We start from the raw sequence: 23,411 nt of genomic DNA, 5'->3' as shown, positions 1-23,411 counted from the left end.
TTTATTTTATCACGTTCCAGGGATTTTCACAAGTTGGATAGGTCCTACCTTACAAGTCTACTACCTCTTCAAAAAATTCACCAACTATCTGATTAAACTCTTGAGGATGGTCATTCATCGGTTGGTGTTTGCTGTCTGAAATCGTTACTTGACGCGCATTGGGATTTAGAGCAATGATCCCATCATAGATTATTTTTAGGTGTTTGGGGAAATCATTTTCTCCTCTTACTAATAGCATGGGAGGATTTCCTTTATATCCTTCTATCTCATGGACTGCCAAGAAACCTGTGATTCCAAGGTTCAAGAAAACATCTCGCCCAGTTTCTATGATGGCCGTCTTGACCAATTCTCTTGTGATAGGGTTATCAGTACACATTTTTGAATTTTTATCAGCAATCACCTTCCAAGGAATCGTTTTATACATAAGAGAACTATATTTGATTCGACCCCTTTCTTTCTCTGATAGGTAACGATGCTGTCCCCAACTATCTACCATGACCAAGGCTAGGACTCTTTCTGGATGGCGATAGGTATACTCTTGAAGTGGATTTCCTCCCCAAGAATGACCAACCAATATCACCTTATCTAGCTGGAAATAGGACAAAATAGCATCTACATCTTGAACAGCGCCTTCTAAGTCGGGTAGCCCAACTTTCATAGGTGATTCACCCTGCCCTCGAACATTGACAAAGTAAAGGTTAAATCCCTCAAAAGCATCATACTGGTGGGCCCACATCTGACTACGTCCACAAGCTCCATGATAAAAAATAATGTGTCCTTTACTTGCGTTTCCAGGACGATGATAAACAACCAAATCACAATCTACGACTGCTATAAGGTGACGTTTAAACATCTCGGGTTCTCTGTTATAAAAAGCAATAGCTTCAGCAATATCATTTGGCTTCATTTCTACACTCTCTCCTCTTTATCCTGATATTATTCTTTTTATCTATTTTATCATGCTATATTAAAATCATCGTTTTCCAAGCTTAATTTCATTAAAAATTTTGAATTTTCTGCATTGTTTAGATAAAGAAAAAGACTGCTAAGCAATCTTTACTTTTTTCTCATCAGATTCATGCCTAAAATTCCAGCAATAATCAAAGTTGCTCCGATGACATGGTAGCTATAAATTGGTTCGTGGAGGATAAGGGCTCCGGCTAGAATGGTCAAAACTGTTCCAAGATTACCAAAGACACTGACGGTTGATGCCCCGAGGCGAACAATAGCATAGATAGAGAGACTACCAGTCACGATAGAGGCTAGTATTCCCAAATAGAGGATGGAAAACAGATAGGGTAGCTTCCCAAGCGGCTCTACGTAGGCTAATATGTTCCCCTCTAGATAGTGCGAGGTCAGACTCAGCGTATTAAAGGTGACGAAGCCAACAAATATCACAACAGCTGTCATATCCATTGCCCGATAGCGTCCCCCTTTGGACTTGCTGAGGATATTGTTTATCGCATTGGCGAGAACAGATCCCAACATCAAGAGAAAGCCCAAGCTAGCAGTTTCAGTGCTAAAGTTTGCTCCTTTACTAAGGAAGATGAAAACTACTCCTACTACGGATAAAATTAAAAAGAACTTTTGTAGCAAGCTTGTCTTTTCCTTGAGAAAGACTGATGCTAAAAGGAGAGTAAAAATCGGGACAAGAGCTTGTAAAATTCCTGCTTCAGAAGACGATATATACTGTAAAGCAAAGGATTGAAAAATAAAGAAGAGGAGTGGATAGAAAAGACTCATAGGAAGAATAGAAAGAATATCTTTTCTACTTAAACTCACTTTGATAAGTTTGGTTTGATGAAGGACGACCAATACTAAAGCTGCGATTGTATAACGATGCGCTAAGTTGGTGAGAGGACTGGCATAGCTCAAAGCAATCTTAGTAAATAAAAAAGAAAAACCAATGATTGCTGAAAAGGATAAGGCTGCTAGGTATGCTTTTGTTTTCTCGTTCATAGATTGTTACTCCCTTTAAAAGTAGCTATTCTCAAGATTGATTGACTAGAATTCTTTGAGACTGTCTATCCATTGTAGCATAGTAAAATCCTAGATGCTATTTCTAGAATTCGTATTTTATGCCTTCTTTCACCGTTTATCTATTACATTAGCTAAAAAGGATTCCGCCAGTCTAATCTGCTTTTCTCGTTCTTGTCTCACAAGTTCTAACTTGTCTGCCTCTTGGAGATTCCTTACTTTGATAGCATAATCCGCGGAAACGATGGCGTGTCCTCTCATATGGGCTGTTGAAATAGCCTGTACAAAGACTCTGGCAGCGTACTTAGCGATTTGATTTTGGGCATTTTTAGAGAGGAGATTTGCTGTGAAACCTGCTTTTCTCAACTCATGAGGTGAGAACTCATTTCTCAATCGTGCATCAAAAGCCTCATAAGCTTGCCGAATTATTTTATTTTTCTCACCTTCATCACCGATATCAATTAAAGATAAGAAATCTCGCGAGTTCTCTAATGCCCATCGAGCTAGTTCTTTCTGAGGAAGTCTATCCAGTATTTGTTCTAGTTCCAATCTTTTCTCAGAGTCGTCCCAAATGGCAACTTTGTAAGGACTGGGTAGGTGATTCATTTTAGTCTTATAGGCAGTTCGTTCAAACTCATTCCATGCATAATCCTCTGGTCTCATTGCCTTCTCATTCTTTCTTACTAGCTAGCGTAAGCTAGGAGACACCTTTCATATTAGTGAAAAGAGATTACTCCTAGTTCTCTTAGAAGTTATCCAAAAATTCTTCCAAATCACGTTCATGCTGGTACTTAATGGCAGCCTTCTTATCTTTGTCAAAGATGGTTTTGGTTAGGTCAATATCGTTGATGGCCGCAATTGCGACAGTGTAATGAATGATATCAGCCAATTCTTTGGCAAGTTCCTCGTTTGAGTCCTGAACGCCCTCTTTTCGACCAGAGCGCCCATTCAAGACCTCAGCTACTTCTCCGACTTCCTCCACTAACTTGATAAAGAGGCCTTCTTCAGTTCGAGACTGCTGATAATGTTCGAGTAAGTAGGCTTGTAATTGTCTTATCGTTAAATCCTTCATCTTCTCCTCCTCACAAAAAAGCGAGACATCTGTCCCGCTTTTTTTATTTTTCATCGATAACGATTCTTACTTTTTTGTCTTCAGTTGGGACAGAGTAGACAATCGTTCTTATCGCTGAGATAGTGCGACCCTTACGACCGATAACACGACCGACATCGCTTTGGTCAAGATCCAAGTGATACTCCAAAAACTCTGGTGTGTCTTCAATCTTGATAGTTAAGGCATCAGGTTGTGAAATCAAAGGTTTCACAATCGCAATAATGAGATTTTCAATCGTATCCATCTGTCAACCTACTTTAAACTTATTTTGAGAATTTAGAATCGTGGAATTTTTTCAATACGCCTTCTTTTGAAAGGATGTTGCGAACTGTATCTGAAGGTTGAGCTCCATCAGCCAACCATGCAAGAACGCGGTCTTCTTTCAAAGTTACTTGGTTTTCAGCAACAAGTGGGTTGTAAGTCCCAACTGTTTCGATGAAACGTCCGTCACGTGGTGAACGTGAGTCTGCTACGTTGATACGGTAGAAAGGTTTTTTCTTAGAACCCATACGAGTCAAACGGATTTTAACTGCCATTTTTTAATGTCTCTTTTCTTATTTTTTATTTCGGTGAAATAGCTGAGCTATTTAGCACATGTTCTATTATAGCAGATTTCTGACAGGTGTCAAGAAAAAAACTTGACAGAGTTTTAATTTTTTTTACTACTAGAAATTTTTAGTAAAATCTTTTACATTTGAAATCAAACTCCTTTTAAGGTACAATGGTAGAAATGAATTTTTGAGAGGTTAACAATGAAAAAACTAGCAACCCTTCTTTTACTATCAACGGTAGCCCTTGCTGGATGTACTAGTGTCCAACGTGGTCTCCGTGGTGATGAATATGTCGACTCCAGTATCTCTGCTGAAGAAAGCTCAAAAGCGGCTGCTCAGGCTGCCAAAGATTTGAATGACGCTTTGACCAATGAAAATGCCAACTTCCCTCAACTTTCTAAGGAAGTTGCTGAAGATGAAGCCGAGGTTATTTTGCACACAAATCAAGGCGATATCCGCATCAAACTCTTTCCAAAACTAGCACCTCTTGCGGTTGAAAACTTCCTTACTCACGCTAAGGAAGGCTACTATAACGGCATCACCTTCCACCGTGTCATCGATGGCTTTATGGTCCAAACTGGAGATCCTAAGGGAGATGGTACAGGGGGCCAATCTATCTGGCATGATAAGGATAAAACAAAGGACAAGGGAACTGGTTTCAAAAATGAAATCTCTCCTTACCTATACAATATCCGAGGAGCCCTTGCTATGGCTAATACTGGTCAACCAAATACCAACGGTAGCCAGTTCTTCATCAACCAAAATTCAACAGATATTTCAGCTAAACTCCCTACAAGCAAGTATCCAAAGAAAATCATCGAAGCCTATAAAGAAGGTGGAAATCCAAGTCTAGACGGCAAACACCCTGTCTTTGGTCAAGTCATCGAGGGTATGGATGTTGTTGACAAGATTGCCAAAACTGAAAAAGATGAGAAAGACAAACCGACTTCTGCTATCACCATTGATAGTATCGAAGTGGTGAAAGACTACGACTTCAGCAAAAAATAAGCCATCAACAGATAAGGAGACGATGACATGATTTTATTTTGGGGTTCTAAAGGTTATCAGAAAGATTTGGGACATACGCAAACTGCGATCGAATGTGGTCACTGTAACAATGTCGACGCTTGGGAGATCGTAGAAACTGGGCGCAAGTTCACCCTCTACTGGATTCCACTTTTCCCTTATGGTAAAAGCTACTTCGTTTCTTGTCCGATTTGCCACTACGGTAAAGAAATTGAGAAATCTGAAGTTGAAAGCTATTTAAATTACTAGTCAAAAAAGCCAAGTCATTTCGACTTGGCCTTTTTAGTGCTTTTAATTTAGCTTGTTAAAGTCCCAGATTTGGTCCATCCAGCCTTCATAAAAGTCTGGTTCGTGACAAACCATAAGAATGCTTCCTTTGTATTCTTTAAGCGCCCGTTTGAGTTCTTCCTTAGCATCCACATCTAGGTGGTTGGTCGGCTCGTCCAGCACTAAGACGTTATTTTCTCGATTCATCAAGAGACAGAAACGCACCTTGGCTTGTTCCCCACCTGATAAGACCTGAATCTGGCTTTCGATATGCTTAGTTGTCAAACCACAACGAGCAAGGGCTGCACGAACTTCTGCCTGATTTAGTGCTGGAAAGGCGTTCCAGACCGCTTCTAGAGGTGTTTGACGATTGCCACCTTCTACTTCTTGCTCAAAATAACCAAGTTCTAGGTAGTCGCCACGTTCGACTTCTCCAGCGATTGGTGGGATAATGCCCAAGAGAGACTTCAGGAGAGTTGTTTTCCCTATACCATTTGCCCCAATAATAGCAACCTTTTGATTGCGTTCAAAGGTGAGGTTTAAAGGCTTGGTAAGGGGACGGTCATAACCAATCTGCAAGTCCTTGGCTTGGAAGATAAAGCGCCCAGGTGTACGAGCCGGTTTGAAATCAAAGGATGGTTTTGGCTTCTCACTTTGAAGTTCGATGATGTCCATCTTGTCCAGTTTCTTTTGACGGGACATGGCCATATTACGCGTTGCAACACGCGCTTTGTTTCGAGCCACGAAATCCTTGAGGTCTGCAATCTCTTTCTGTTGACGTTCATAGGCCGCTTCTAACTGAGATTTCTTCATAGCATAGACTTCTTGGAACTGGTAGTAATCACCAGAATAGCGAGTCAATTGTTGATTTTCAACATGATAGACGATATTGATCACGTCGTTTAGGAAAGGAATATCATGCGAAATAAGGACAAAGGCATTCTCATAGTTTTGGAGATAACGCTTGAGCCAGTCAATGTGTTCAGCATCCAAGTAGTTGGTTGGCTCGTCCAACAACAAGATATCTGGTTTTTCGAGGAGGAGTTTAGCCAAAAGCACCTTGGTTCTTTGTCCACCTGACAAGGCTGTTACGTCTGTATCCATACCATAGTCCATGACACCGAGGGCACGCGCTACTTCATCAATCTTGGCATCTAAAGTATAAAAATCACGGCTCTCCAAACGATCTTGGAGTTCGCCAACTTCTTCCATAAGCGCATCGATATCTGCTCCTTCTTCTGCCATTTCCATATAGAGGTCATTGATACGAGCTTCTGCATTAAATAGCTCATCAAAGGCCGTACGGAGCACATCGCGCACAGTTTGACCTTCCTTTAGCACAGCATGCTGGTCCAGATAGCCAGCAGTCACATACTTAGACCACTCCACCTTCCCTTCATCTGGCAGCATTTTACCAGTCACAATGCTCATAAAGGTTGATTTTCCTTCACCATTGGCACCGACTAAACCGATATGTTCTCCCTTGAGGAGACGGAAGGACACATCTTCAAAAATTGCACGGTCACCAAAACCGTGACTTAAATTTTTAACTTCTAAAATACTCATTCTAATTCCTTATCTTGTTTTTATGTAGTCCTTTATAGAGGAGCCAAGCCAGATAGCCACCCAAGGTATTGGTCCACAAATCATCAATCTCAAAGACCCTATTAAAATCAAAGAAAAAGTCTAAGACCAGCTGCGTACATTCAATTCCTAAGCTCAGAAGAAAACTGAGAAATAGGATTTTTTTCGTTTTTCGTAAGTTTGGATAGAGGTAGAGCAGTTGAAATACCAGCGGGAAGAGCAAGAGGATATTTAAGGCATTTTGCAAAAATATCCAGAATAGCTGCAGAAGGCTAGTCACTTCACCCAGTTTCCAAAAGGAGTTAAAAGGCGTCAAAAGAAAAACCAGGCGTCCAAAAGTTTGAATACCTGGAGTTTCCACTCCTGTAGGAAGTTGAGGCTGGGGAGTGAAGCAAAAACAGACAATGCATAGACTATAAACAGCCACTCCCAATCTTAAGATTAATTCTCTTTTTCTAGTCATTTTATGGATTTACCGCTGCGACTGCCTTCTGGCGGTCACGTTTCATTGTATTGGAGCGCAATTGTCCACAAGCTGCATCAATATCAGTACCATGTTCTTGACGAACAACACAGTTGACCCCTTTTTTCTTGAGGGTATCGTAGAAGGCCATCACGCGCTCTTTAGGACTACGGCTATATTGGTCATGTTCACTAACTGGGTTATAGGGAATCAAGTTTACATAAGACAATTTCTTGATATTTTTGAGCAATTCCGCCAGCTCCAAGGCTTGTTCAACACCGTCGTTGACTTCATTGAGCATGATGTATTCAAAGGTCACACGGCGATTGGTTATTTCGATATAGTACTCAATAGCAGCAAAGAGTTTTTCAATCGGAAAGGCACGGTTAATTTTCATGATGCTTGAGCGCAATTCATTATTGGGTGCGTGAAGGGAAACAGCCAGATTGACCTGCACGCCTTCATTAGCAAAGTCACGAATTTTATGGGCCAAACCTGAGGTTGAAACAGTGATGTGACGAGCACCGATAGCCATCCCCTTGTCATCATTGATGGTACGGACAAAATTCAAAACATTGTTATAGTTATCAAATGGTTCACCAATTCCCATGACAACGATATGGCTGACACGTTCGTCCTGACCACGCTCATCAAAGTATTTCTGAACCAGCATGATCTGCGCTACAATTTCCCCGTTATTGAGGTCACGTTGCTTCTTGATCAAGCCTGATGCACAGAAGGTACAACCAATATTACAGCCAACCTGAGTGGTCACACAGACTGACAAACCGTAGTGTTGACGCATGAGTACTGTCTCAATCAACATGCCATCTGGCAACTCAAAAAGATACTTAACGGTACCGTCAGCTGACTCTTGTACAATCCGTTGTTTCAAAGGATTTACGACAAACTGCTCATTGAGCTTGGCAATCAAATCCTTGGAAAGGTTGGTCATTTCTTCAAATGACTGGACACGTTTACGGTAAAGCCATTCCCAGATTTGATCTGCTCGGAATTTCTTTTCCCCTTGTTCTAATACCCATTCTTGCATTGTTTGACGTGTTAAACTATAAATAGACGGTTTCATCTCTTCTCCTTATTCTCTATCTATTTCTGACGAATGACAAAATGGCGCTGTCCCTTGTCCTCTTTCTGAGACTTTTGGTCCTTATGACGACGTCTATTTTTCTTATCCGCATTTGGTTTTCTCTTGTTTTGCAAAGGTTTCTTGCCTCTTCTAGGAAGGTTTTCCTCATCCTTTTTACGCATTTTCTTGTCAAATGATGCACGCTTAGGTGCTTGGTTTTCTAGGACAAAATAAGCACAACCATAACTACAGTACTCCAAAAGATAGTCCTGTAAGCGACTAATCTTTTCATTTTTTTCCTCTGTTCGGTCGTCTTTATAAAAGCCACGTAGACGTAGCTGTTCATTGCTCCAGTCCCCCACGACATAATCAAACTTGGTCAACACTTCTGAGAAGCGTTGATTAAAGACTGTCACATCGAAGGCATCCTTGATATTTTCAACCAAGGTAAAAGCAATCCCTTCAGTCTCAACCTTATCCCCATTTACATGAAATTCTGGGCCAGGAAACTTGTTATAGTTGTATAATTCAGGTGCAATTTCTTTACGCATAGTCTTCCTTTTCCACGATTACTTAACACTCTATTTTACCATATTTTCTACAAGTTAGCACGAATATCCTGAAAATGAAAAAAGTCTGACGATTCTGTCAGACTTCTGCTTTATAACCTTAAAAAGAGAAGAACAATTCTTCCCTCCATATTTTATTATTTAGCTGCTGCGTAAAGCTCGTCTACTTTGTTCCAGTTAATCACTGAGAAGAAAGCTTTGATGTAGTCAGGACGCACGTTGCGGTATTTCACGTAGTAAGCATGTTCCCAAACGTCCAAGCCCAAGATTGGTTTTTTACCTTCTGAGATTGGTGTATCTTGGTTTGCTGTTGAAGTCACTTCAAGCTTCCCTTCTTTGTTGACAACCAACCATGCCCAGCCAGAACCAAAGCGAGTTGTAGCTGCTGCTGTAAAGGCTGCTTGGAACTCTTCAAATGAACCAAATGTTGCATCGATTGCTGCTGCAAGTTCTGCTGAAGGAGCAGTCTTTTCAGGAGTCATCAATTCCCAGAAAAGAGCGTGGTTCAAGTGTCCACCACCGTTGTTGATAAGTGCTTGACGGATATCAGCTGGGATAGATTCTACATCAGCAAGCAAATTTTCAAGGTCTTCACCAATTTCAGGGTGTTTTTCAAGAGCAGCATTGGCATTGTTGACGTAGGTTTGATGGTGCTTGTCATGGTGCAAGTGCATTGTTTCAGCATCGATGTATGGTTCCAAAGCGTCATACGCGTATGGAAGGTCTGGTAAGATAATAGCCATCTGTAATACCTCTTTTTCTTTCTATATGAAAATGATAACGCAATCATTCTCTTTTTTCAAGTTTTTTGCTCAATTTGCTTCTGCCGCAATCTGCAAAAGTGCCTTTTCAAACAGGTAGCCTTTTTCATAGACACCTGTCTTAATCTGGTAGTCTGTTTCAATCAAATAAGAAATCGCTCGCTTAAGAAAGGCCATGGAAATCCCTCTCGAATCTCTCAGTGCAAACTTGATTTGATAAGGATTTGGATTGCGCCCCAAGTAAGTTCCCAGACTGCTTGCGATCTGCGATTCCGTCTGACCAGTCTCTGATAAAATCTTCACTTGAGTAAAGGTTCGAAACTGTCCTAACATGACAGCTATGAGCTTGATTTCGTCCTCCCCTTGCAAGGTCAAATCTCTAACCAAGTCACGCGCCTGGTCAATCTTCTTAGCTAAAATAAACTGAGTTAAGTCGAAAATATTGTCTTGCAAAGTCTTTGGAATAGCTTCGACAATGTCCTTCTCCTCTATCACGCCGTCTGACTTATAAGACTGTAAAAAAAGGAGGTTTTTCTGGATTTCACTAAATTGAAAACCAGATTTGATAAGTAGATTTTCAAAGGATTGGCCCACAAACTGCAGACCTTGTTTCTGGCTCCATTTTTGGAAATACTGGCGAAGTTCTTGTTCCTTAGGTTCAATGGCATCAAAGACAGTCGCATCTCGTTTAAGCAGTTTGACCAATCGTCTCTTGCTATCCAGTTTTCCTTCTGCAAAAATTAATAACTTGGTTGTCGGTGAAGGATTATCAAGGTATTCCTCAAATGACTTGAGCTCATCATCAGTTAAAAAACGTTTCTTGGCTGTTGTGATATCGACAAAATGGTCTAATATCACGATTTTTTCATCGGCAAAGAAAGGGAGACTGACCAACTCCAGTTCCACATCCTTATAGGCTACTTCTTTCATGTCAAAGTAGGCAAAATTAAGGTCGGCTGGATCATAGCCGATCTGTTTCAACACTTGACTCTTCATCACTTCAAACTGGCCCTGATCTGTTCCTGTAAATAGATTCAGGCTAGATAGATTTGATAACGTCAACTTCTGACTCTCTTCAATGGCAAGCATCTTCTCTCCTTTTTTCTGATTTTTTAGTAACTTTAATCAATATAGCGCAATTTCCCGCGGAAATCTTCTAGGTTTTCGTACCCTTTTTCCGTCATGATTGCTTTTAATTCATTGGTAATGCGCTCAAAAGCACCGACACCTTCTTTGTGTAGGCTAGTCCCTACTTGCACCATGCTAGCACCGCAGAGAATATGTTCAAAGGCATCACGACCCGTCAGAACACCACCTGTTCCGATGATTTGGATTTGCGGATTTAAGCGTTGATAAAAGGCGTGAACATTAGCAAGAGCAGTCGGTTTGATGTATTCTCCACCAATTCCACCAAAACCATTCTTAGGACGAATCACGACCGACTCATCTTCTATATAAAGGCCGTTTCCGATAGAGTTAACACAGTTAACAAACTTGAGCGGATATTTGTTGAAAATAGCAGCCGCTTGGTCAAAGTGGACAATATCAAAATAAGGTGGCAATTTGATCCCAAGAGGTTTGGTAAAGTAGGCAAATACCTCTGACAAGATACGGTCTGTTGTCTCAAAATCATAAGCAATCTGAGGTTTTCCTGGAACATTTGGACAAGAGAGATTAAGCTCTGTCAGTCCTTTGAATTCACTCTCTTGAACTTTTTTCAAGATGGTATGTGTTTCTTCTGGAGACATGCCAACTAGAGATAGGAAGAAAGTACGGTTTGGCTCTTTTTCCTGCAAGTCCAAAAGATAGTCCAGATAGTAGTCTAAGCCATTATTTGGCAAGCCCATGGAGTTGATAGAACCAAGTGGAACATCCTGGTAACGTGGTTCAGGGTTTCCCTGACGAAATTCCAAGGTCGCAGTCTTCGTAACAAAAGTACCTGCCGCTGAGTTTTTGACTCCTTCAAGCTCCTCTCTCGTCATACAAGCCACACCCGCTGCATTCATCAAGCAATTGTCAAACTCAAAGCCAGCTATTTGTGTTTTCGTTGATACCATGATTCTAATCCTCCAGATTCCTTTTATTTCTAATATTATACCATACTTTAAGATTTTCTCTTTGAGAAACTAATTTCTATATAAAACGTTCGGTTTTATAAATTGAAAGAATTTTTTGAAAATTTCTGTTTTTTCTTTACACTCAAAAAAAATTCTGCTATAATGGCTCATGTAATAAAATATAACAACAAAAGGAGAACGATATGACATCTGCTAAAGACTATATCCAAAGCGTGTTTGCAACTGTGAAAGCTCGTAACGGGCATGAGGCTGAATTTCTCCAGGCGGTTGAAGAATTCTTCAGCACTTTGGAACCTGTATTTGAAAAACATCCTGAGTATATCGAAGAAAACATCTTGGCACGCATCACTGAGCCTGAGCGCGTGATTTCTTTCCGTGTTCCTTGGGTTGACCGTGAAGGTAAAGTACAAGTCAACCGTGGTTACCGTGTTCAATTCAACTCAGCTGTTGGACCATATAAAGGCGGACTTCGTTTCCACCCCACTGTAAACCAAGGGATCTTGAAATTCCTTGGCTTCGAACAAATCTTTAAAAACGTCTTAACTGGACTTCCAATTGGTGGAGGTAAAGGTGGATCAGACTTCGATCCTAAAGGGAAGACTGATGCTGAAGTAATGCGCTTCTGCCAAAGCTTTATGACTGAATTGCAAAAATACATCGGATCATCTCTTGACGTACCTGCTGGTGATATCGGTGTTGGTGGACGTGAAATTGGTTACCTTTACGGACAATACAAACGCCTTAATCAATTTGATGCGGGTGTCTTGACTGGTAAACCCCTTGGGTTTGGTGGTAGCTTGATTCGTCCAGAAGCAACTGGTTATGGATTGGTTTACTATACTGAAGAAATGCTTAAAGCTAATGGTAACAGTTTTGTTGGTAAGAAGGTTGTGATTTCAGGTTCTGGTAACGTAGCTCAATATGCTCTTCAAAAAGCGACTGAACTTGGTGCGACTGTTATCTCTGTATCTGACTCAAACGGTTATGTCATTGATGAAAATGGTATCGACTTCGATCTTTTGGTTGATGTTAAAGAAAAACGCCGTGCTCGTTTGACTGAGTACGCAGCTGAGAAAGCAACTGCTACTTACCATGAAGGTTCTGTATGGACTTACGCTGGAAACTACGACATCGCTCTTCCATGTGCGACCCAAAACGAAATCAACGGCGAAGCTGCTAAACGTTTGGTTGCTCAAGGAGTTATCTGCGTATCAGAAGGTGCTAACATGCCTAGTGACCTTGATGCGATTAAAGTCTACAAAGAAAACGGAATCCTTTACGGACCTGCCAAAGCTGCTAACGCTGGTGGTGTAGCTGTATCAGCGCTTGAAATGAGCCAAAACAGCCTTCGCCTTTCATGGACTCGTGAAGAAGTTGATGGACGCCTCAAAGACATCATGACCAACATCTTCAACACAGCTAAAACAACTGCTGAAACATACGGTCTTGGTACTGACTACCTTGCAGGAGCAAATATCGCTGCCTTCGAAAACGTAGCAAACGCTATGATTGCACAAGGTATTGTTTAATTAGTCAATACATCTTATCGGAGGACAAATGATGAACTTACGGCCAATGGAAGTGAGAGACAATTCAGCTGTAGCGCAGCTCATTCGAACTAGCCTAGAAGAATTCGGGCTTGACAAACCAGGAACTGTCTACTTTGATTCTCATCTAGATCATTTGGCCGACTATTATCAACAGCAAGAGAGAGCAGCTTACTTTGTTCTGGAAGATGAAGGACAGCTGGTTGGCTGCGGTGGCTTTGCACCTGTGTCTGATAAGATTGCTGAATTACAAAAACTGTACGTCACTAAAAATAGCCGTGGCAAAGGTTATTCCAGCAGGTTGATAAAGCGGATATTCCAGGAAGCCCGCCTAGCAGGTTATGAACAGCTTTATCTAGAAACCTCTACTGAACTGGCTACGGCTGTGGCAATCTATCAGCACTATGGTTTTACAGCACTACAACAACCACTTTCTAACGCCGCCGGCCACCCAGCTATGAATATCTGGATGATAAAATCTCTCTTATCAGATGAATAGATATTAGTATACTCTGGCCGAGTTGAGGGCATCAGCACTAACACCCTCAACACAGCTAAAACAACTTTTAAAAATTTAGCCAAGGCTATGATAGTTAAGGTATTGTTTAAGCACTATCAAACTAGAAGAAATCCGACTACTTTCATAAGCAGTCGGATTTTTATATATCTAATTTTTCAAAAAATTTGCCTGCAGACTGCTTTTCTTTTAACTTCTCCAGCAGCTCATTTTCCAGAAAAGGATTCAGTTCATCAAAATCTTGGCAAACCTTAAAGACAGTTTCTCCGTCCAACTGGCCATAAGCTAGTTCATAATAGTTCTTATGATGATGCCAGTTCTGGTCATAGTTGACATCTGTACGTTGATAGTAAACAATGTTTTGCTTCGGAGTCAGGTAAAGCTTCTGAGTCAAAATGCTTTTCTGATCTTTGGACAGCTTGCTACGACTGAAAATCTTAACACCTTGAAAAATCTTGTGCTCATGAATACCTTGATTTGTGACTTTCAATTCAACTCTTTTATAGTACATATAGTCACCTCCAGAAATTACCTACATTATATCAGATTCTGGCAGATTATCAAGCAAAAGTGTCATTTCCAAAAATCTTTCGTCGCCTCTAAAATCTCTTCTGTAGGCGTCACTGTGGCCTCAATAATGCTCTTGCCAGTCTTTTTCAGATAAGCTTGTATCAAATGATAACCATAAGCATAGCCCGCAGCATAGGGCATTCCAACCGGTATCTGCCCCTGTATCTCAGCTATTTCATCACCGTAGAGATAAGGAGCAATTTCCGCCATCCCCGTTAACTGAAGCTGACTTGATATGATGGGCTTAATCTCTTCTAACTGCTCTGGACTGGTTGAAGTGACCCAAGGCCCAATGAGATCTTTGCCATAGAGCTCAGCCGCAAAAGACTCTGCCAATCCTTCACTGACTACCCAGTCTGCTAATGTCGTCTGCTGATTCCATTTGACAAATTGAAAGCGGACATTATGGTTGCACTCGTGAGCCAACGCAGCCTGCACACGTGGTAAAGTATAGTCATTCGGTAGCAGACTAAGCATGAGGTAGCCTGGAATTCCGCCATCTCCGCTATAACCCTTATTGAGCTGTAACATGGGCTTTTCAGGGTTGCCCAATAAAATAGTAAAATAGTAATCCTCAACCTCTAAATCATATCCAGCTTGCTCAAAAAGACCAATACTCCTCTTGATGGTATCTTGGCAATTTTGCCAGAGTTGATCAGAGCTCAGAGCATCAATAGCCGGCCTATCCTTTTCTGACAGAGTGCTGGGTAGCTGATTCATAAAGCCAAGAAGAAATAGAGCATCAAATCCTCCAGGATACTTCGCTTTTAAAGGAATGTGCTGAGTTTGGTATTTAGGAGCAAATGGAGCGAGTATTTTCGCTCGAAAACAGCCCTCCCTTTTATCAAATGGAAGTTCAAGCAACTCCTGATAAACTTTATCAGAGCGAATAATATTAATTTGCATAGTGATCTCCTTTCTTATCTATCATTAGTATACTCCCTCCCCTAAGGTCAGGGTCAATAAGAAAATTGAAATATCTATTAAAATTTCATTGAAATTACCTCAAACTGTTCGAAAATTACCTTCAATAAAATTCTTTAATACTGAGATTATAATATCCGGAGTATCAATAAATTAAAAACTTACTTTTCTACTGTTCATAGGAATGATGATACTAGAAAAAAATAAATCCTGAAGGGTAAAAACTTGTATCATTTTTTATGGAAAGCCTATTATTCAAAACTTGTTTGTCTCCTAGATAAATTATAAAATAGTTTGCCCCTTTTTTGCCCCTTTTAGAACAAAAAGAAAAACCGCTACTCCTAAGAATAGCGGTTTAATCATGTTTTTAAGCTACAAATGTAGTTGCTCTATTATTTAAGAGTAACTGAAGCTCCAGCTTCTTCCAATTTAGCTTTGATTTCTTCAGCTTCTGCAGTTGGAACGCCTTCTTTGATGACACCTGGTGCACCATCAACAAGTTCTTTAGCTTCTTTAAGTCCAAGACCAGTGATTTCACGTACAACTTTGATAACGCCGACTTTTTTGTCACCAGCAGCTGTCAATTCAACGTCAAATGAGTCTTTAGCAGCACCAGCGTCAGCAGCACCAGCTGCAGCTACAGCTACAGGAGCAGCTGCAGTTACACCAAATTCTTCTTCGATAGCTTTTACAAGGTCGTTCAATTCAAGGATTGAAGCTTCTTTAATTTCAGCAATAATGTTTTCAATGTTCAATGCCATTGTTATTTCCTCCAAATAAGTTTTAAATTTTATAATAGTTTTTTCGTAGCTAAGCTACGCTGCGTAGCTTAAGATTAAGCTGCGTCTTCTTTGTTGTCTGCAACCGCTTTGACTGCAAGAGCAACGTTGCGCACTGGCGCTTGAAGTACAGAAAGGAGCATAGAAAGAAGTCCTTCGCGGTTTGGAAGAGTTGCAAGAGCAACGATTTCTTCTTTAGATGCGACAGCGCCTTCAATTGCACCACCTTTGATTTCAAGTGCTTCAGCGTTTTTAGCAAAATCGTTCAAGATTTTCGCTGGTGCGATAACATCTTCATTAGAAAATGCTACTGCAGATGGTCCAACAAATACTGATGCAAGATCTTCAAGACCAGCTTTTTCAGCTGCACGACGCAAGATTGAGTTTTTAATGACTTTATACTCAACTTCGCTTCCACGAAGCTCACGACGAAGAACTGTATCTTGCTCAACTGTCAAACCACGAGCGTCTACAACGACGATAGATGCAGCAGCTTTCATTTTTTCAGCTACTACGTCAACTAGTTCCGCTTTTTTAGCAATAATTGCTTCACTCATTAGTGTGTTCACCTCCGTAATTATTTTGCTTGGGGAATTTTTCCAAAAGAAAAACGCGCCCAAACCTAGACACGAAAGTACAATACGCTTCTTTTTACATGATACGTTTTGTCCTCGGTAGGATCTTTATGAGTCGAGCTCCCCTACTGTCTTAGGCAGTTTTTTCAAACCGTATATAAGTATAGCATAGACAAAAAAAGAATGCAAGATTTTTGCAAACTTTTTTTAAATTTTTTTAAATCTCTACTGTCAAAACTTTGCCTTGCTTAACCACCTGTTCTCCAGCGATATAAACATCATCGACATCACTGGATTTGACCGCATAAACGAGGTGAGAGAGCATATTTTCCTGAGGTTGGAGATGGATTTTTCCTTGTGGTTGGATGACCAGAAAATCTGCTTGCTTGCCAACTTCCAGACTTCCTATCAAGTTTTCCATTCCAAGAACCTTAGCTCCTTCGATTGTCAGTGCCTTAAGGGCTGTTTCGATAGGGAATTGGCTGGCATCTCCACTTTTCATCTTCTGAAGGAGGGCTGCGGTCCGTCCTTCCTCAAACATATCTAGATTGTTATTGGAAGCAACCGAGTCAGTCGCAATTCCGACTGCTACTCCTGCTTTTTGCAGTTGGATGATTGGAGCGATTCCTGAAGCCAGTTTGAGGTTACTAATAGGATTATGGGCGATAGCCACATGAGAAGTTGCCAAACGTTCAACTTCTCGCTCGTTTAGTTCGACCCCATGAGCAAAAACAGACGGATGATCTAAGTAACCTAGTTCTTCTAGAAATGCGAGGGGGCGTTTGCCGTATCGTTTGAGGATAATTCCTGATTCCTCCTTAGTCTCCGCCACATGGATATGGATAGGAATATTCAGCTCTTTTGCCATATCTAAGCTCTCTTCCAGCAAATCTTTACTACAGCTGTAGGGAGAATGTGGGGCTACCATGACCTTGAAATTTGGATTTTTATATTTTAAGATTTCCTCGATGATGGCACGTGTTCTGCTTATGGTCTCAGCAGTTGTTTCTGCCTCTGAAGAAAAGAGGGTCGGTGAGAAATAACAACGCATCTTAGATGCCTTGACTGCCTGATAAATTCTCTCAGTATCCACACCATTGGGATTATACATATCGTTGAAGGTTGTTGTCCCTGACTGGAGCATCTCTGTCAGAGCTTCTTTGACCGCCTTGGTAGTCATATCAGGCGTAAATCCTGCTTCTGCTGGCCAGATATAGTCATTGAGCCATTCGTGGAGATTACTGTCATCCTGAATTCCTCGCAAACCTGTCATAGCAGAATGGGTGTGGCAATTGACCAAACCAGGCATGATCCAGGCTCCCTGATAGTCTATAATCTGCTCAGCTTGCTCTAAAATATCTGGCTCCTCTTGGCCGACATAGATGATTTGAGAGTCCTTAACGGCTAAGATACCATCCAAATAAACATGGAAATCTTGGTCACAAGTCACGATATTTAGATGATGATAGACTTTCATTGTTTTCTCCTTCTAAGACCCTAATTTTTTCTAGCTATTGTAACAAAAAAGTCACCCGAAGGCAACTTTTAGTGTCATTTAGATTTTAAAATGGATAGGAATGGCTTATTCTGAGCTAAAAGCCGCAGCCTTTTGCATTTGGTAATACTTGCCCTTTCTAGCCATGAGATCCTGATGGTTTCCATGCTCCACGATGTCACCATCCACCAAGACTAGAATCAGATCCGCATCCTGAATAGTAGACAAGCGGTGGGCAATGATAAAACTTGTTCGTCCCTTCATGAGTTTGGCAAAGGCATCCTGTACCAGCATCTCTGTCCGCGTATCGATGGAGGAAGTCGCCTCGTCTAAGATAAGAATCTTAGGGATAGCTAGAAAGACTCGGGCGATGGTCAAGAGCTGGGCTTGGCCGATAGAGAGAGATTCTCCTGCATTTTCCAACTTAGTATCGTATCCCTGCGGCAACTGCTGGATAAAGAAATCTGCATTAGCTGCTTTTGCCGCAGCAATCACCTGCTCTCGACTGGCTTCAGGATTGCCAAAGGCAATATTGTCATGAATGGTCCCTTGCTTGAGCCAGGTTTCTTGGAGCACCATGCCAAACTGCTGGCGCAGAGAAGCACGACTATAGTCATAAATGGAACGACCATCTAGCAAGATATCTCCCGAGTTAATAGGATAAAAACGCATGAGGAGATTGATGAGGGTTGATTTGCCAGCACCCGTAGGACCAACAATAGCAACCTTGCTACCAGCTGGAATGTCAATGGATAAATCCTTAATCAAAACCTTCTCAAGATGATAGCCAAAAGAGACATGTTTAAAGGAAATAGCTCCCTTGACTTGGTCACTGGTCAAGATTTCCTTACCTATTTCAGCAACCTCAGGACTTTCTAAGACAGCATAGACGCGCTCTGCGCAAGCGAGAGCACTTTGCAACTCGGCTAAAACAGAAGAAATATCATTAAAGGGCTTGGTGTACTGTTGGACATAGTTTAAAAAAGTCACTAAACGCCCAATGGTCAAGGTTGAACCCATCATAATACGATAGGCTCCCACTCCAGCTAAAAGCGCATAAATGAGTGCATTGACAAAGCGAGTCGAAGGATTGACCGTTGAAGAATAAAAGATAGCTGACTGAGAATAGCCTGCATAGTTGGCATTCGCCTCATGCAATCTTTGGATAAACTCTCCTTGAGCATTGAAGGACTGGATAATAGTCTGCTGGCTAAGCGATTCTTCAATCAACTGAGTCTGAATCCCCCTTGTCTCCGTTTGCTTCTGGAAGAGGTGATAAGATCTCTTGGCAATAAAGCGTGAAATCACCATGGACAGTGGCGTCAACAGCAAGACCAAGAGGGTCATGAGGAGATGAATTTGGAGCATTGCTAGAATACTAACCAAAATCATCAAGACACCAATGAAAAATTGGTTAAAAATCATGGTCAAGCCAGCCACCAACTGTTCGATGTCCGTGGTTACACGACTAACCATCTCCCCACTACCTTGTCTATCTACAAAGGCAATCGGTAAACGATGGAGTTTATGGATGATTCGCTCTCGCAAGTCTTTGGTATAAGAAAAGATTAGGCGATTATAGAGGAGAGGATTGGCCCATTGAACCAGGGTATTTCCTATGACCACCAATATCATCTGAATGAAAATCTGCCAAAAAACTAGCGAGGAACCAGCCACTAGGGCCTGGTCAATGACCTGCCCAATCAGAATAGGTAGGTAAATTGATAAGCCAACTTGAGCAATAGTTCCTAGAAAGGCTAGGAAAAGGAGGAAAGGGTGACTTGCAAGGTCTTTAGCCAAACGTGTGAGCGTCTGGTTTGCGGTTTGTCGTCTCATGCTAGTCCTCCTTTCCATGTTGGGATGCATTGATTTCGCGATAGACTTGGCTAGTTTTCATCAAGTCCTCGTGCTTGCCGATAGCTAGGAGCTCGCCTTTTTCCAAGAGGAGAATCTGGTCTGCCATCTGTAAAGTCGAAGTTCGTTGAGAGATCAAGATTAAACTTGTATTTGGCAGATTTTCTCGGATAGCTCTCAAGAGCTTGAACTCGGTAATGGTGTCGAGGGCCGAGGTTGCATCATCTAGGATGAGAAACGGAGCTTGGCGCAAGACTGCTCGGGCGATAGACAGCCTTTGTTTTTGCCCGCCTGAGAAATTTCGACCTCCTGCCTCAACTAGGGCATCCAAAAAACCTTCCTTTTTACTGACAAAATCCTTTGCTTGCGCGATCTCCAAGGCCTGCCAGAGTGCTTGGTCAGTTACTTCTTGATTGAAACCCAGAGTCAAGTTGGAACGAATAGTTCCCTTAAAAAGTTCGACTTTTTGAGGCACATAGGCAATCCAAGACCTCCACTGCTCCAAATTAAGAGGACTACGTCCATCTCGATAAAGGTCAATGCTCCCCTTGTCTACTGGATAAAGTCCAAGTAAGACTTGCACCAAGCTTGATTTACCAGAACCAGTTCCTCCGATGATACCAAGGATTTGTCCTTGAGTCATATCAAAGGAAATATCTCTCAGAGAAGGCTGGGCCGCATCAGGATAGGTAAAGGTCAATTCTTGGACTTGTAAAACCTGATTAATGGCAGCTTGCTTTTGTTCTAATTCTGAATGGATATCTTCTGGAGCCTCAGCAAAGACTTCCTCGATTCGCTTAGCTGAGATATAGGACTGGTTGAGAGAATTGATCAGCATGGCTAGCTTGACCAATTCCACCAAGATCTGCAAGAGATAGTTGATAAGGGCAATGAGAGCACCTTGACTGAGTAAACCTCCTTGAATTGAAATATAGCCCTGCCAGATGATGACGAGAAGAGTTCCATTAACAATCAGATAGGTCAGGGGGGGTAATAAAGTAGCCCAGAAACCCGTCTTTTCTTGCAAACTGGCATAGACTTGGTTAAGGGTTTGAAAAATCTGCAATTCTCGTTTTTCTTGCCCAAAAGCACGAATCACCCGCATCCCTTGTAATTGCTGGCGCGTTTCCTGAACCAATTGGTCCGTTTTCTTTCTGAGACTGCTGTAGAGAGGATTGACCAGACGAGAGAGGCCTACAATAACAATCGTCAAAATGACAACCATAACTAAAAACCAGAAAGTCAGCTCAGCTGAGATGCGATAGGCCATAAAGATTGCCCCAAAAACGATAATAGGCGCTCTCAAAAAGAGACGCAGAAACTGATTAATACCAGTCTGAATTTGGTAGGTATCCGAGGTCAAGCGAGTGACCAAGCTAGAAGTTGTCAAACGGTCTCTGCTTTCCTTTGGTAAAGAAAGAATATGACGATAGAGGTCGTTTGTCAATTCCTTGGCAAAACCTACCGCTGCCTTAGCTGAATAGAATTGAGCAATCAAGGCTACTAAAACGCCAATCACTGCAAAGATAAGGAGTAGGCCAATCTGCATCCAGAGGTGCCCTTGGTCTCTCTGGGGCAAGGACTGGTCAACAATCCCAGCAATCACCATGGGAACCAAGAGCTCAAAAACAGCTTCTAGTAACTTGAATAAGGGAGCTAAAATGGATTCTTTGATATAGGATTTGAAGTAAGATAGTAAGTGTTTCATAGATCCTTTCTATTCTTATTCTGGAAATGAAGAAAATGGGAAGCGCCCACCCTCTCTGTTTTATTTGTTTAAATAAGGCAATAAATAGCTATATCCTGCTTCTTCCATCTCATCCTTGGCTACAAAACGCAAGGAAGCCGAATTGATACAGTAACGGAGGCCACCTAACTCACGAGGTCCATCTGTGAAAACATGACCCAAGTGAGCATTGCCTGACCGAGAACGAACCTCGATTCGTTCCATCCCATGACTCAAATCCTTGTAGTAGTGAATCAACTCCTTAGAAATCGGACGACTAAAACTTGGCCAACCACAACCTGAAGCAAACTTATCCTTGGCAAAAAAAAGTGGCTCGCCAGTCGTGATATCTACATAAATCCCTTCTTCAAAGGTTTGGTCATAGGCATTACTAAATGGAGCCTCTGTAGCAGCTTCTTGGGTGACACGATAGGACTCTTCAGTTAAGCTTTCCTTTAACACCTCTTGACTAGGCTTTTCATAGTTTGCCACATCAATCAATGGCTTCTCAGCATCGGTCACATCGATATGACAGTAACCTGAAGGATTTTTCTTGAGATAGTCTTGGTGATAGTCTTCAGCCAGAATAAAGTGGCGAAGTTTCTCCACTTCTACTGCAATCTTTCGACCTAGCATGCGTTCCTGCTCCTGCACCACAGTGTAGATAGCTGGCAAGTCTGCTTCATCTTGGTAATAAATCCCAGTACGATATTGACGGCCACGGTCATTCCCCTGCTTGTTAATAGACAAGGGATCAATAACACGGAAATAATAAAGCAAAATCTCTCTGAGTGACACAGCTTTCTCATCATAAATCACTTGAACAGTCTCTGCATGGTCTGTTTCCTTGAGCAACTGGTAATTGGTCGTTTCGACTTGGCCATTAGCGTAGCCAACACTGGTTGCTAATACGCCTGAAATTCGTGAAAAATACTCCTCTAGGCCCCAAAAACAACCACCTGCTAGATAAATTTCTGCCATCTTCTTTCTCCTTTATCAAGTTCTTTGACTAGACTTCTTTTCAAAAAAAGGACAGGAAGCCCCCTAGTCGAGATTTTCCCCATCCTATCTTCTATTCTTTATTTTTCTTGGACACAAACACCTTGGGTATCAACTTTTAGATCATGCAATTTTCCTTTGAAAGACTGCTTTTGCAATTCAGCTTTAATCGTGGGCATCTTGTCATGAGAAGCCAGAACCATAACCGTCGGACCAGCACCAGAAAGATAGGTTGCATAGGCACCATTCTCTTTGGCTACTTGCTTAATCGTTGCAAATTCTCTCACTAGTTCCTGACGATAGCGCTCATGGAAGAGGTCTCCCTCAATCGCTTGGCCAGCTGTCACCATGTCTCCTGCCAACAAGGCTGCAACAGCAACATTGGCGATGGAACTAGCCGCAACTGCTTCCTTGTAAGACAATTTCTTAGGCAAGACACCGCGGCTATCTCGGGTACGCAATTCATAGTTTGGAATGTAGGCTAGGAAATCACATTCTGGGAAGTCAGCCACAATTGCCGATACTTTCCCTTCAACAGAACTCGCAACAACGAGATTACCATAGATAGCTGGAGCCACATTGTCAGGATGCCCTTCAATCTTGGTAGCCAACTGCAATTTGTCGTGGTCAGATAAGTTGAGCTTGCCCAGTTGATTAGCTAGTTCAATCCCAGCAACGATAACCGAGCTTGAAGAACCCAAGCCACGCGCCAGGGGAACATCACTGGTCATTTTCAAGCGTCTCGGTTGCAAGTCAGGCGCAATTTGCAAGGCAATCTTAAGCAAAAGATTACGCTCGTCATGGGGAATCCATTTGCCAATCTGGTGTTCAATCAACCACTCATCTCGTTCTTCACAGACCTCAATTTGAAGATACTTGGTTACAGCTACACCAACCGAATCAAAACCTGGCCCAATATTGGCACTGGTTGCAGGTACAATAATCTTCATC

General features: G+C 41.7%; 26 protein-coding genes and 1 other annotated feature. Of the genes, 4 read left to right on the top strand and 22 right to left on the bottom strand.

Features of this window, described 5'->3' with window-relative positions:
* Window positions 1-49: 49 nt before the first annotated feature.
* The 6 genes from B7714_RS04730 to rpsP form a co-directional block, all read right to left on the bottom strand.
* Complete coding sequence (locus B7714_RS04730) at window positions 50-907, bottom strand: alpha/beta fold hydrolase (protein WP_084859794.1); 858 nt, start codon at window positions 905-907, stop codon at window positions 50-52.
* A gap of 149 nt (window positions 908-1,056) precedes the next feature.
* Entirely contained in the window at window positions 1,057-1,959 is a 903-nt protein-coding gene (locus B7714_RS04725) for a DMT family transporter (RefSeq protein ID WP_084859793.1), read from the bottom strand.
* A 129-nt stretch (window positions 1,960-2,088) separates the two neighbouring features.
* Window positions 2,089-2,640: a putative immunity protein gene (locus tag B7714_RS04720; protein WP_084859792.1), complete on the bottom strand. Its 552-nt coding sequence runs from the start codon at window positions 2,638-2,640 to the stop codon at window positions 2,089-2,091.
* A gap of 82 nt (window positions 2,641-2,722) precedes the next feature.
* A complete protein-coding gene (locus B7714_RS04715) occupies window positions 2,723-3,049 on the bottom strand; it encodes a MazG nucleotide pyrophosphohydrolase domain-containing protein (protein ID WP_084859791.1) in 327 nt (108 codons plus the stop codon).
* 43 nt (window positions 3,050-3,092) lie between these two features.
* On the bottom strand, window positions 3,093-3,332 hold the full coding sequence (kphA, locus tag B7714_RS04710; RefSeq protein ID WP_000379617.1) for an RNA-binding protein KphA: 240 nt from the start codon (window positions 3,330-3,332) through the stop codon (window positions 3,093-3,095).
* A gap of 19 nt (window positions 3,333-3,351) precedes the next feature.
* Complete coding sequence (gene rpsP, locus B7714_RS04705; protein WP_000268760.1) at window positions 3,352-3,624, bottom strand: 30S ribosomal protein S16; 273 nt, start codon at window positions 3,622-3,624, stop codon at window positions 3,352-3,354.
* Window positions 3,625-3,840: 216 nt separating this feature from the next.
* Here rpsP and B7714_RS04700 point away from each other — a divergent pair, with 216 nt between their 5' ends.
* Complete coding sequence (locus B7714_RS04700) at window positions 3,841-4,647, top strand: peptidylprolyl isomerase (RefSeq protein WP_084859790.1); 807 nt, start codon at window positions 3,841-3,843, stop codon at window positions 4,645-4,647.
* A 27-nt stretch (window positions 4,648-4,674) separates the two neighbouring features.
* Complete coding sequence (locus tag B7714_RS04695; protein WP_084859789.1) at window positions 4,675-4,914, top strand: zinc-ribbon domain-containing protein; 240 nt, start codon at window positions 4,675-4,677, stop codon at window positions 4,912-4,914.
* A gap of 42 nt (window positions 4,915-4,956) precedes the next feature.
* Here B7714_RS04695 and B7714_RS04690 read toward each other — a convergent pair whose 3' ends face one another.
* The 7 genes from B7714_RS04690 to B7714_RS04660 all read right to left on the bottom strand — a co-directional run bounded on the left by B7714_RS04690 (window position 4,957) and on the right by B7714_RS04660 (window position 11,453).
* A complete protein-coding gene (locus B7714_RS04690; protein ID WP_084859788.1) occupies window positions 4,957-6,498 on the bottom strand; it encodes an ABC-F family ATP-binding cassette domain-containing protein in 1,542 nt (513 codons plus the stop codon).
* A gap of 1 nt (window position 6,499) precedes the next feature.
* On the bottom strand, window positions 6,500-6,979 hold the full coding sequence (locus B7714_RS04685; protein WP_084859787.1) for a VanZ family protein: 480 nt from the start codon (window positions 6,977-6,979) through the stop codon (window positions 6,500-6,502).
* Window position 6,980: 1 nt separating this feature from the next.
* Complete coding sequence (gene rlmN, locus B7714_RS04680; protein WP_084859786.1) at window positions 6,981-8,066, bottom strand: dual-specificity RNA methyltransferase RlmN; 1,086 nt, start codon at window positions 8,064-8,066, stop codon at window positions 6,981-6,983.
* Window positions 8,067-8,086: 20 nt separating this feature from the next.
* Window positions 8,087-8,617, bottom strand: coding sequence for a YutD family protein (locus tag B7714_RS04675; protein ID WP_084859785.1), 531 nt, complete (start codon window positions 8,615-8,617; stop codon window positions 8,087-8,089).
* A 155-nt stretch (window positions 8,618-8,772) separates the two neighbouring features.
* Entirely contained in the window at window positions 8,773-9,378 is a 606-nt protein-coding gene (sodA, locus tag B7714_RS04670; RefSeq protein WP_084859784.1) for a superoxide dismutase SodA, read from the bottom strand.
* Between the two features lie 69 nt (window positions 9,379-9,447).
* Complete coding sequence (gene holA, locus B7714_RS04665; protein WP_084859783.1) at window positions 9,448-10,485, bottom strand: DNA polymerase III subunit delta; 1,038 nt, start codon at window positions 10,483-10,485, stop codon at window positions 9,448-9,450.
* A 32-nt stretch (window positions 10,486-10,517) separates the two neighbouring features.
* Window positions 10,518-11,453, bottom strand: a complete 936-nt coding sequence (locus B7714_RS04660; protein ID WP_084859782.1) for a dihydroorotate oxidase — start codon at window positions 11,451-11,453, stop codon at window positions 10,518-10,520.
* 203 nt (window positions 11,454-11,656) lie between these two features.
* Here B7714_RS04660 and gdhA point away from each other — a divergent pair, with 203 nt between their 5' ends.
* Window positions 11,657-13,003 (top strand): NADP-specific glutamate dehydrogenase, encoded by a 1,347-nt coding sequence (gdhA, locus tag B7714_RS04655; protein ID WP_084859781.1) that lies wholly within the window; start codon window positions 11,657-11,659, stop codon window positions 13,001-13,003.
* A gap of 31 nt (window positions 13,004-13,034) precedes the next feature.
* Complete coding sequence (locus B7714_RS04650) at window positions 13,035-13,520, top strand: GNAT family N-acetyltransferase (RefSeq protein ID WP_084859780.1); 486 nt, start codon at window positions 13,035-13,037, stop codon at window positions 13,518-13,520.
* 160 nt (window positions 13,521-13,680) lie between these two features.
* Here B7714_RS04650 and B7714_RS04645 read toward each other — a convergent pair whose 3' ends face one another.
* The 9 genes from B7714_RS04645 to thrB all read right to left on the bottom strand — a co-directional run bounded on the left by B7714_RS04645 (window position 13,681) and on the right by thrB (window position 23,410).
* Window positions 13,681-14,049, bottom strand: a complete 369-nt coding sequence (locus B7714_RS04645; RefSeq protein ID WP_084859779.1) for an EXLDI protein — start codon at window positions 14,047-14,049, stop codon at window positions 13,681-13,683.
* 62 nt (window positions 14,050-14,111) lie between these two features.
* Entirely contained in the window at window positions 14,112-15,014 is a 903-nt protein-coding gene (locus tag B7714_RS04640; protein ID WP_084859778.1) for a DUF2268 domain-containing putative Zn-dependent protease, read from the bottom strand.
* 410 nt (window positions 15,015-15,424) lie between these two features.
* Window positions 15,425-15,793, bottom strand: a complete 369-nt coding sequence (rplL, locus tag B7714_RS04635; RefSeq protein ID WP_001196964.1) for a 50S ribosomal protein L7/L12 — start codon at window positions 15,791-15,793, stop codon at window positions 15,425-15,427.
* A 74-nt stretch (window positions 15,794-15,867) separates the two neighbouring features.
* Entirely contained in the window at window positions 15,868-16,368 is a 501-nt protein-coding gene (gene rplJ / locus B7714_RS04630) for a 50S ribosomal protein L10 (RefSeq protein ID WP_001287274.1), read from the bottom strand.
* Window positions 16,369-16,406: 38 nt separating this feature from the next.
* Window positions 16,407-16,542 (bottom strand) — a sequence feature (ribosomal protein L10 leader region).
* A gap of 61 nt (window positions 16,543-16,603) precedes the next feature.
* Complete coding sequence (locus tag B7714_RS04620; protein WP_084859777.1) at window positions 16,604-17,863, bottom strand: TRZ/ATZ family protein; 1,260 nt, start codon at window positions 17,861-17,863, stop codon at window positions 16,604-16,606.
* Window positions 17,864-17,968: 105 nt separating this feature from the next.
* Window positions 17,969-19,717 carry an ABC transporter ATP-binding protein gene (locus B7714_RS04615; RefSeq protein ID WP_084859776.1) on the bottom strand — a complete coding sequence of 583 codons (1,749 nt, stop codon included), beginning with the start codon at window positions 19,715-19,717 and terminating at the stop codon, window positions 17,969-17,971.
* Between the two features lies 1 nt (window position 19,718).
* Window positions 19,719-21,443, bottom strand: coding sequence for an ABC transporter ATP-binding protein (locus B7714_RS04610; protein ID WP_084859775.1), 1,725 nt, complete (start codon window positions 21,441-21,443; stop codon window positions 19,719-19,721).
* Between the two features lie 60 nt (window positions 21,444-21,503).
* Window positions 21,504-22,442, bottom strand: a complete 939-nt coding sequence (gene msrB, locus B7714_RS04605; protein ID WP_084859774.1) for a peptide-methionine (R)-S-oxide reductase MsrB — start codon at window positions 22,440-22,442, stop codon at window positions 21,504-21,506.
* 98 nt (window positions 22,443-22,540) lie between these two features.
* A complete protein-coding gene (gene thrB, locus B7714_RS04600; RefSeq protein ID WP_084859773.1) occupies window positions 22,541-23,410 on the bottom strand; it encodes a homoserine kinase in 870 nt (289 codons plus the stop codon).
* Between the last annotated feature and the right edge of the window lies 1 nt (window position 23,411).

This window comes from Streptococcus oralis subsp. oralis (assembly GCF_002096595.1).
In the GTDB taxonomy this organism is placed as follows: Bacteria; Bacillota; Bacilli; order Lactobacillales; family Streptococcaceae; genus Streptococcus; species Streptococcus oralis_D.
Note: the sequence above shows the minus strand (reverse complement) of the source record. Positions and strands in the feature narration are given on the sequence as shown.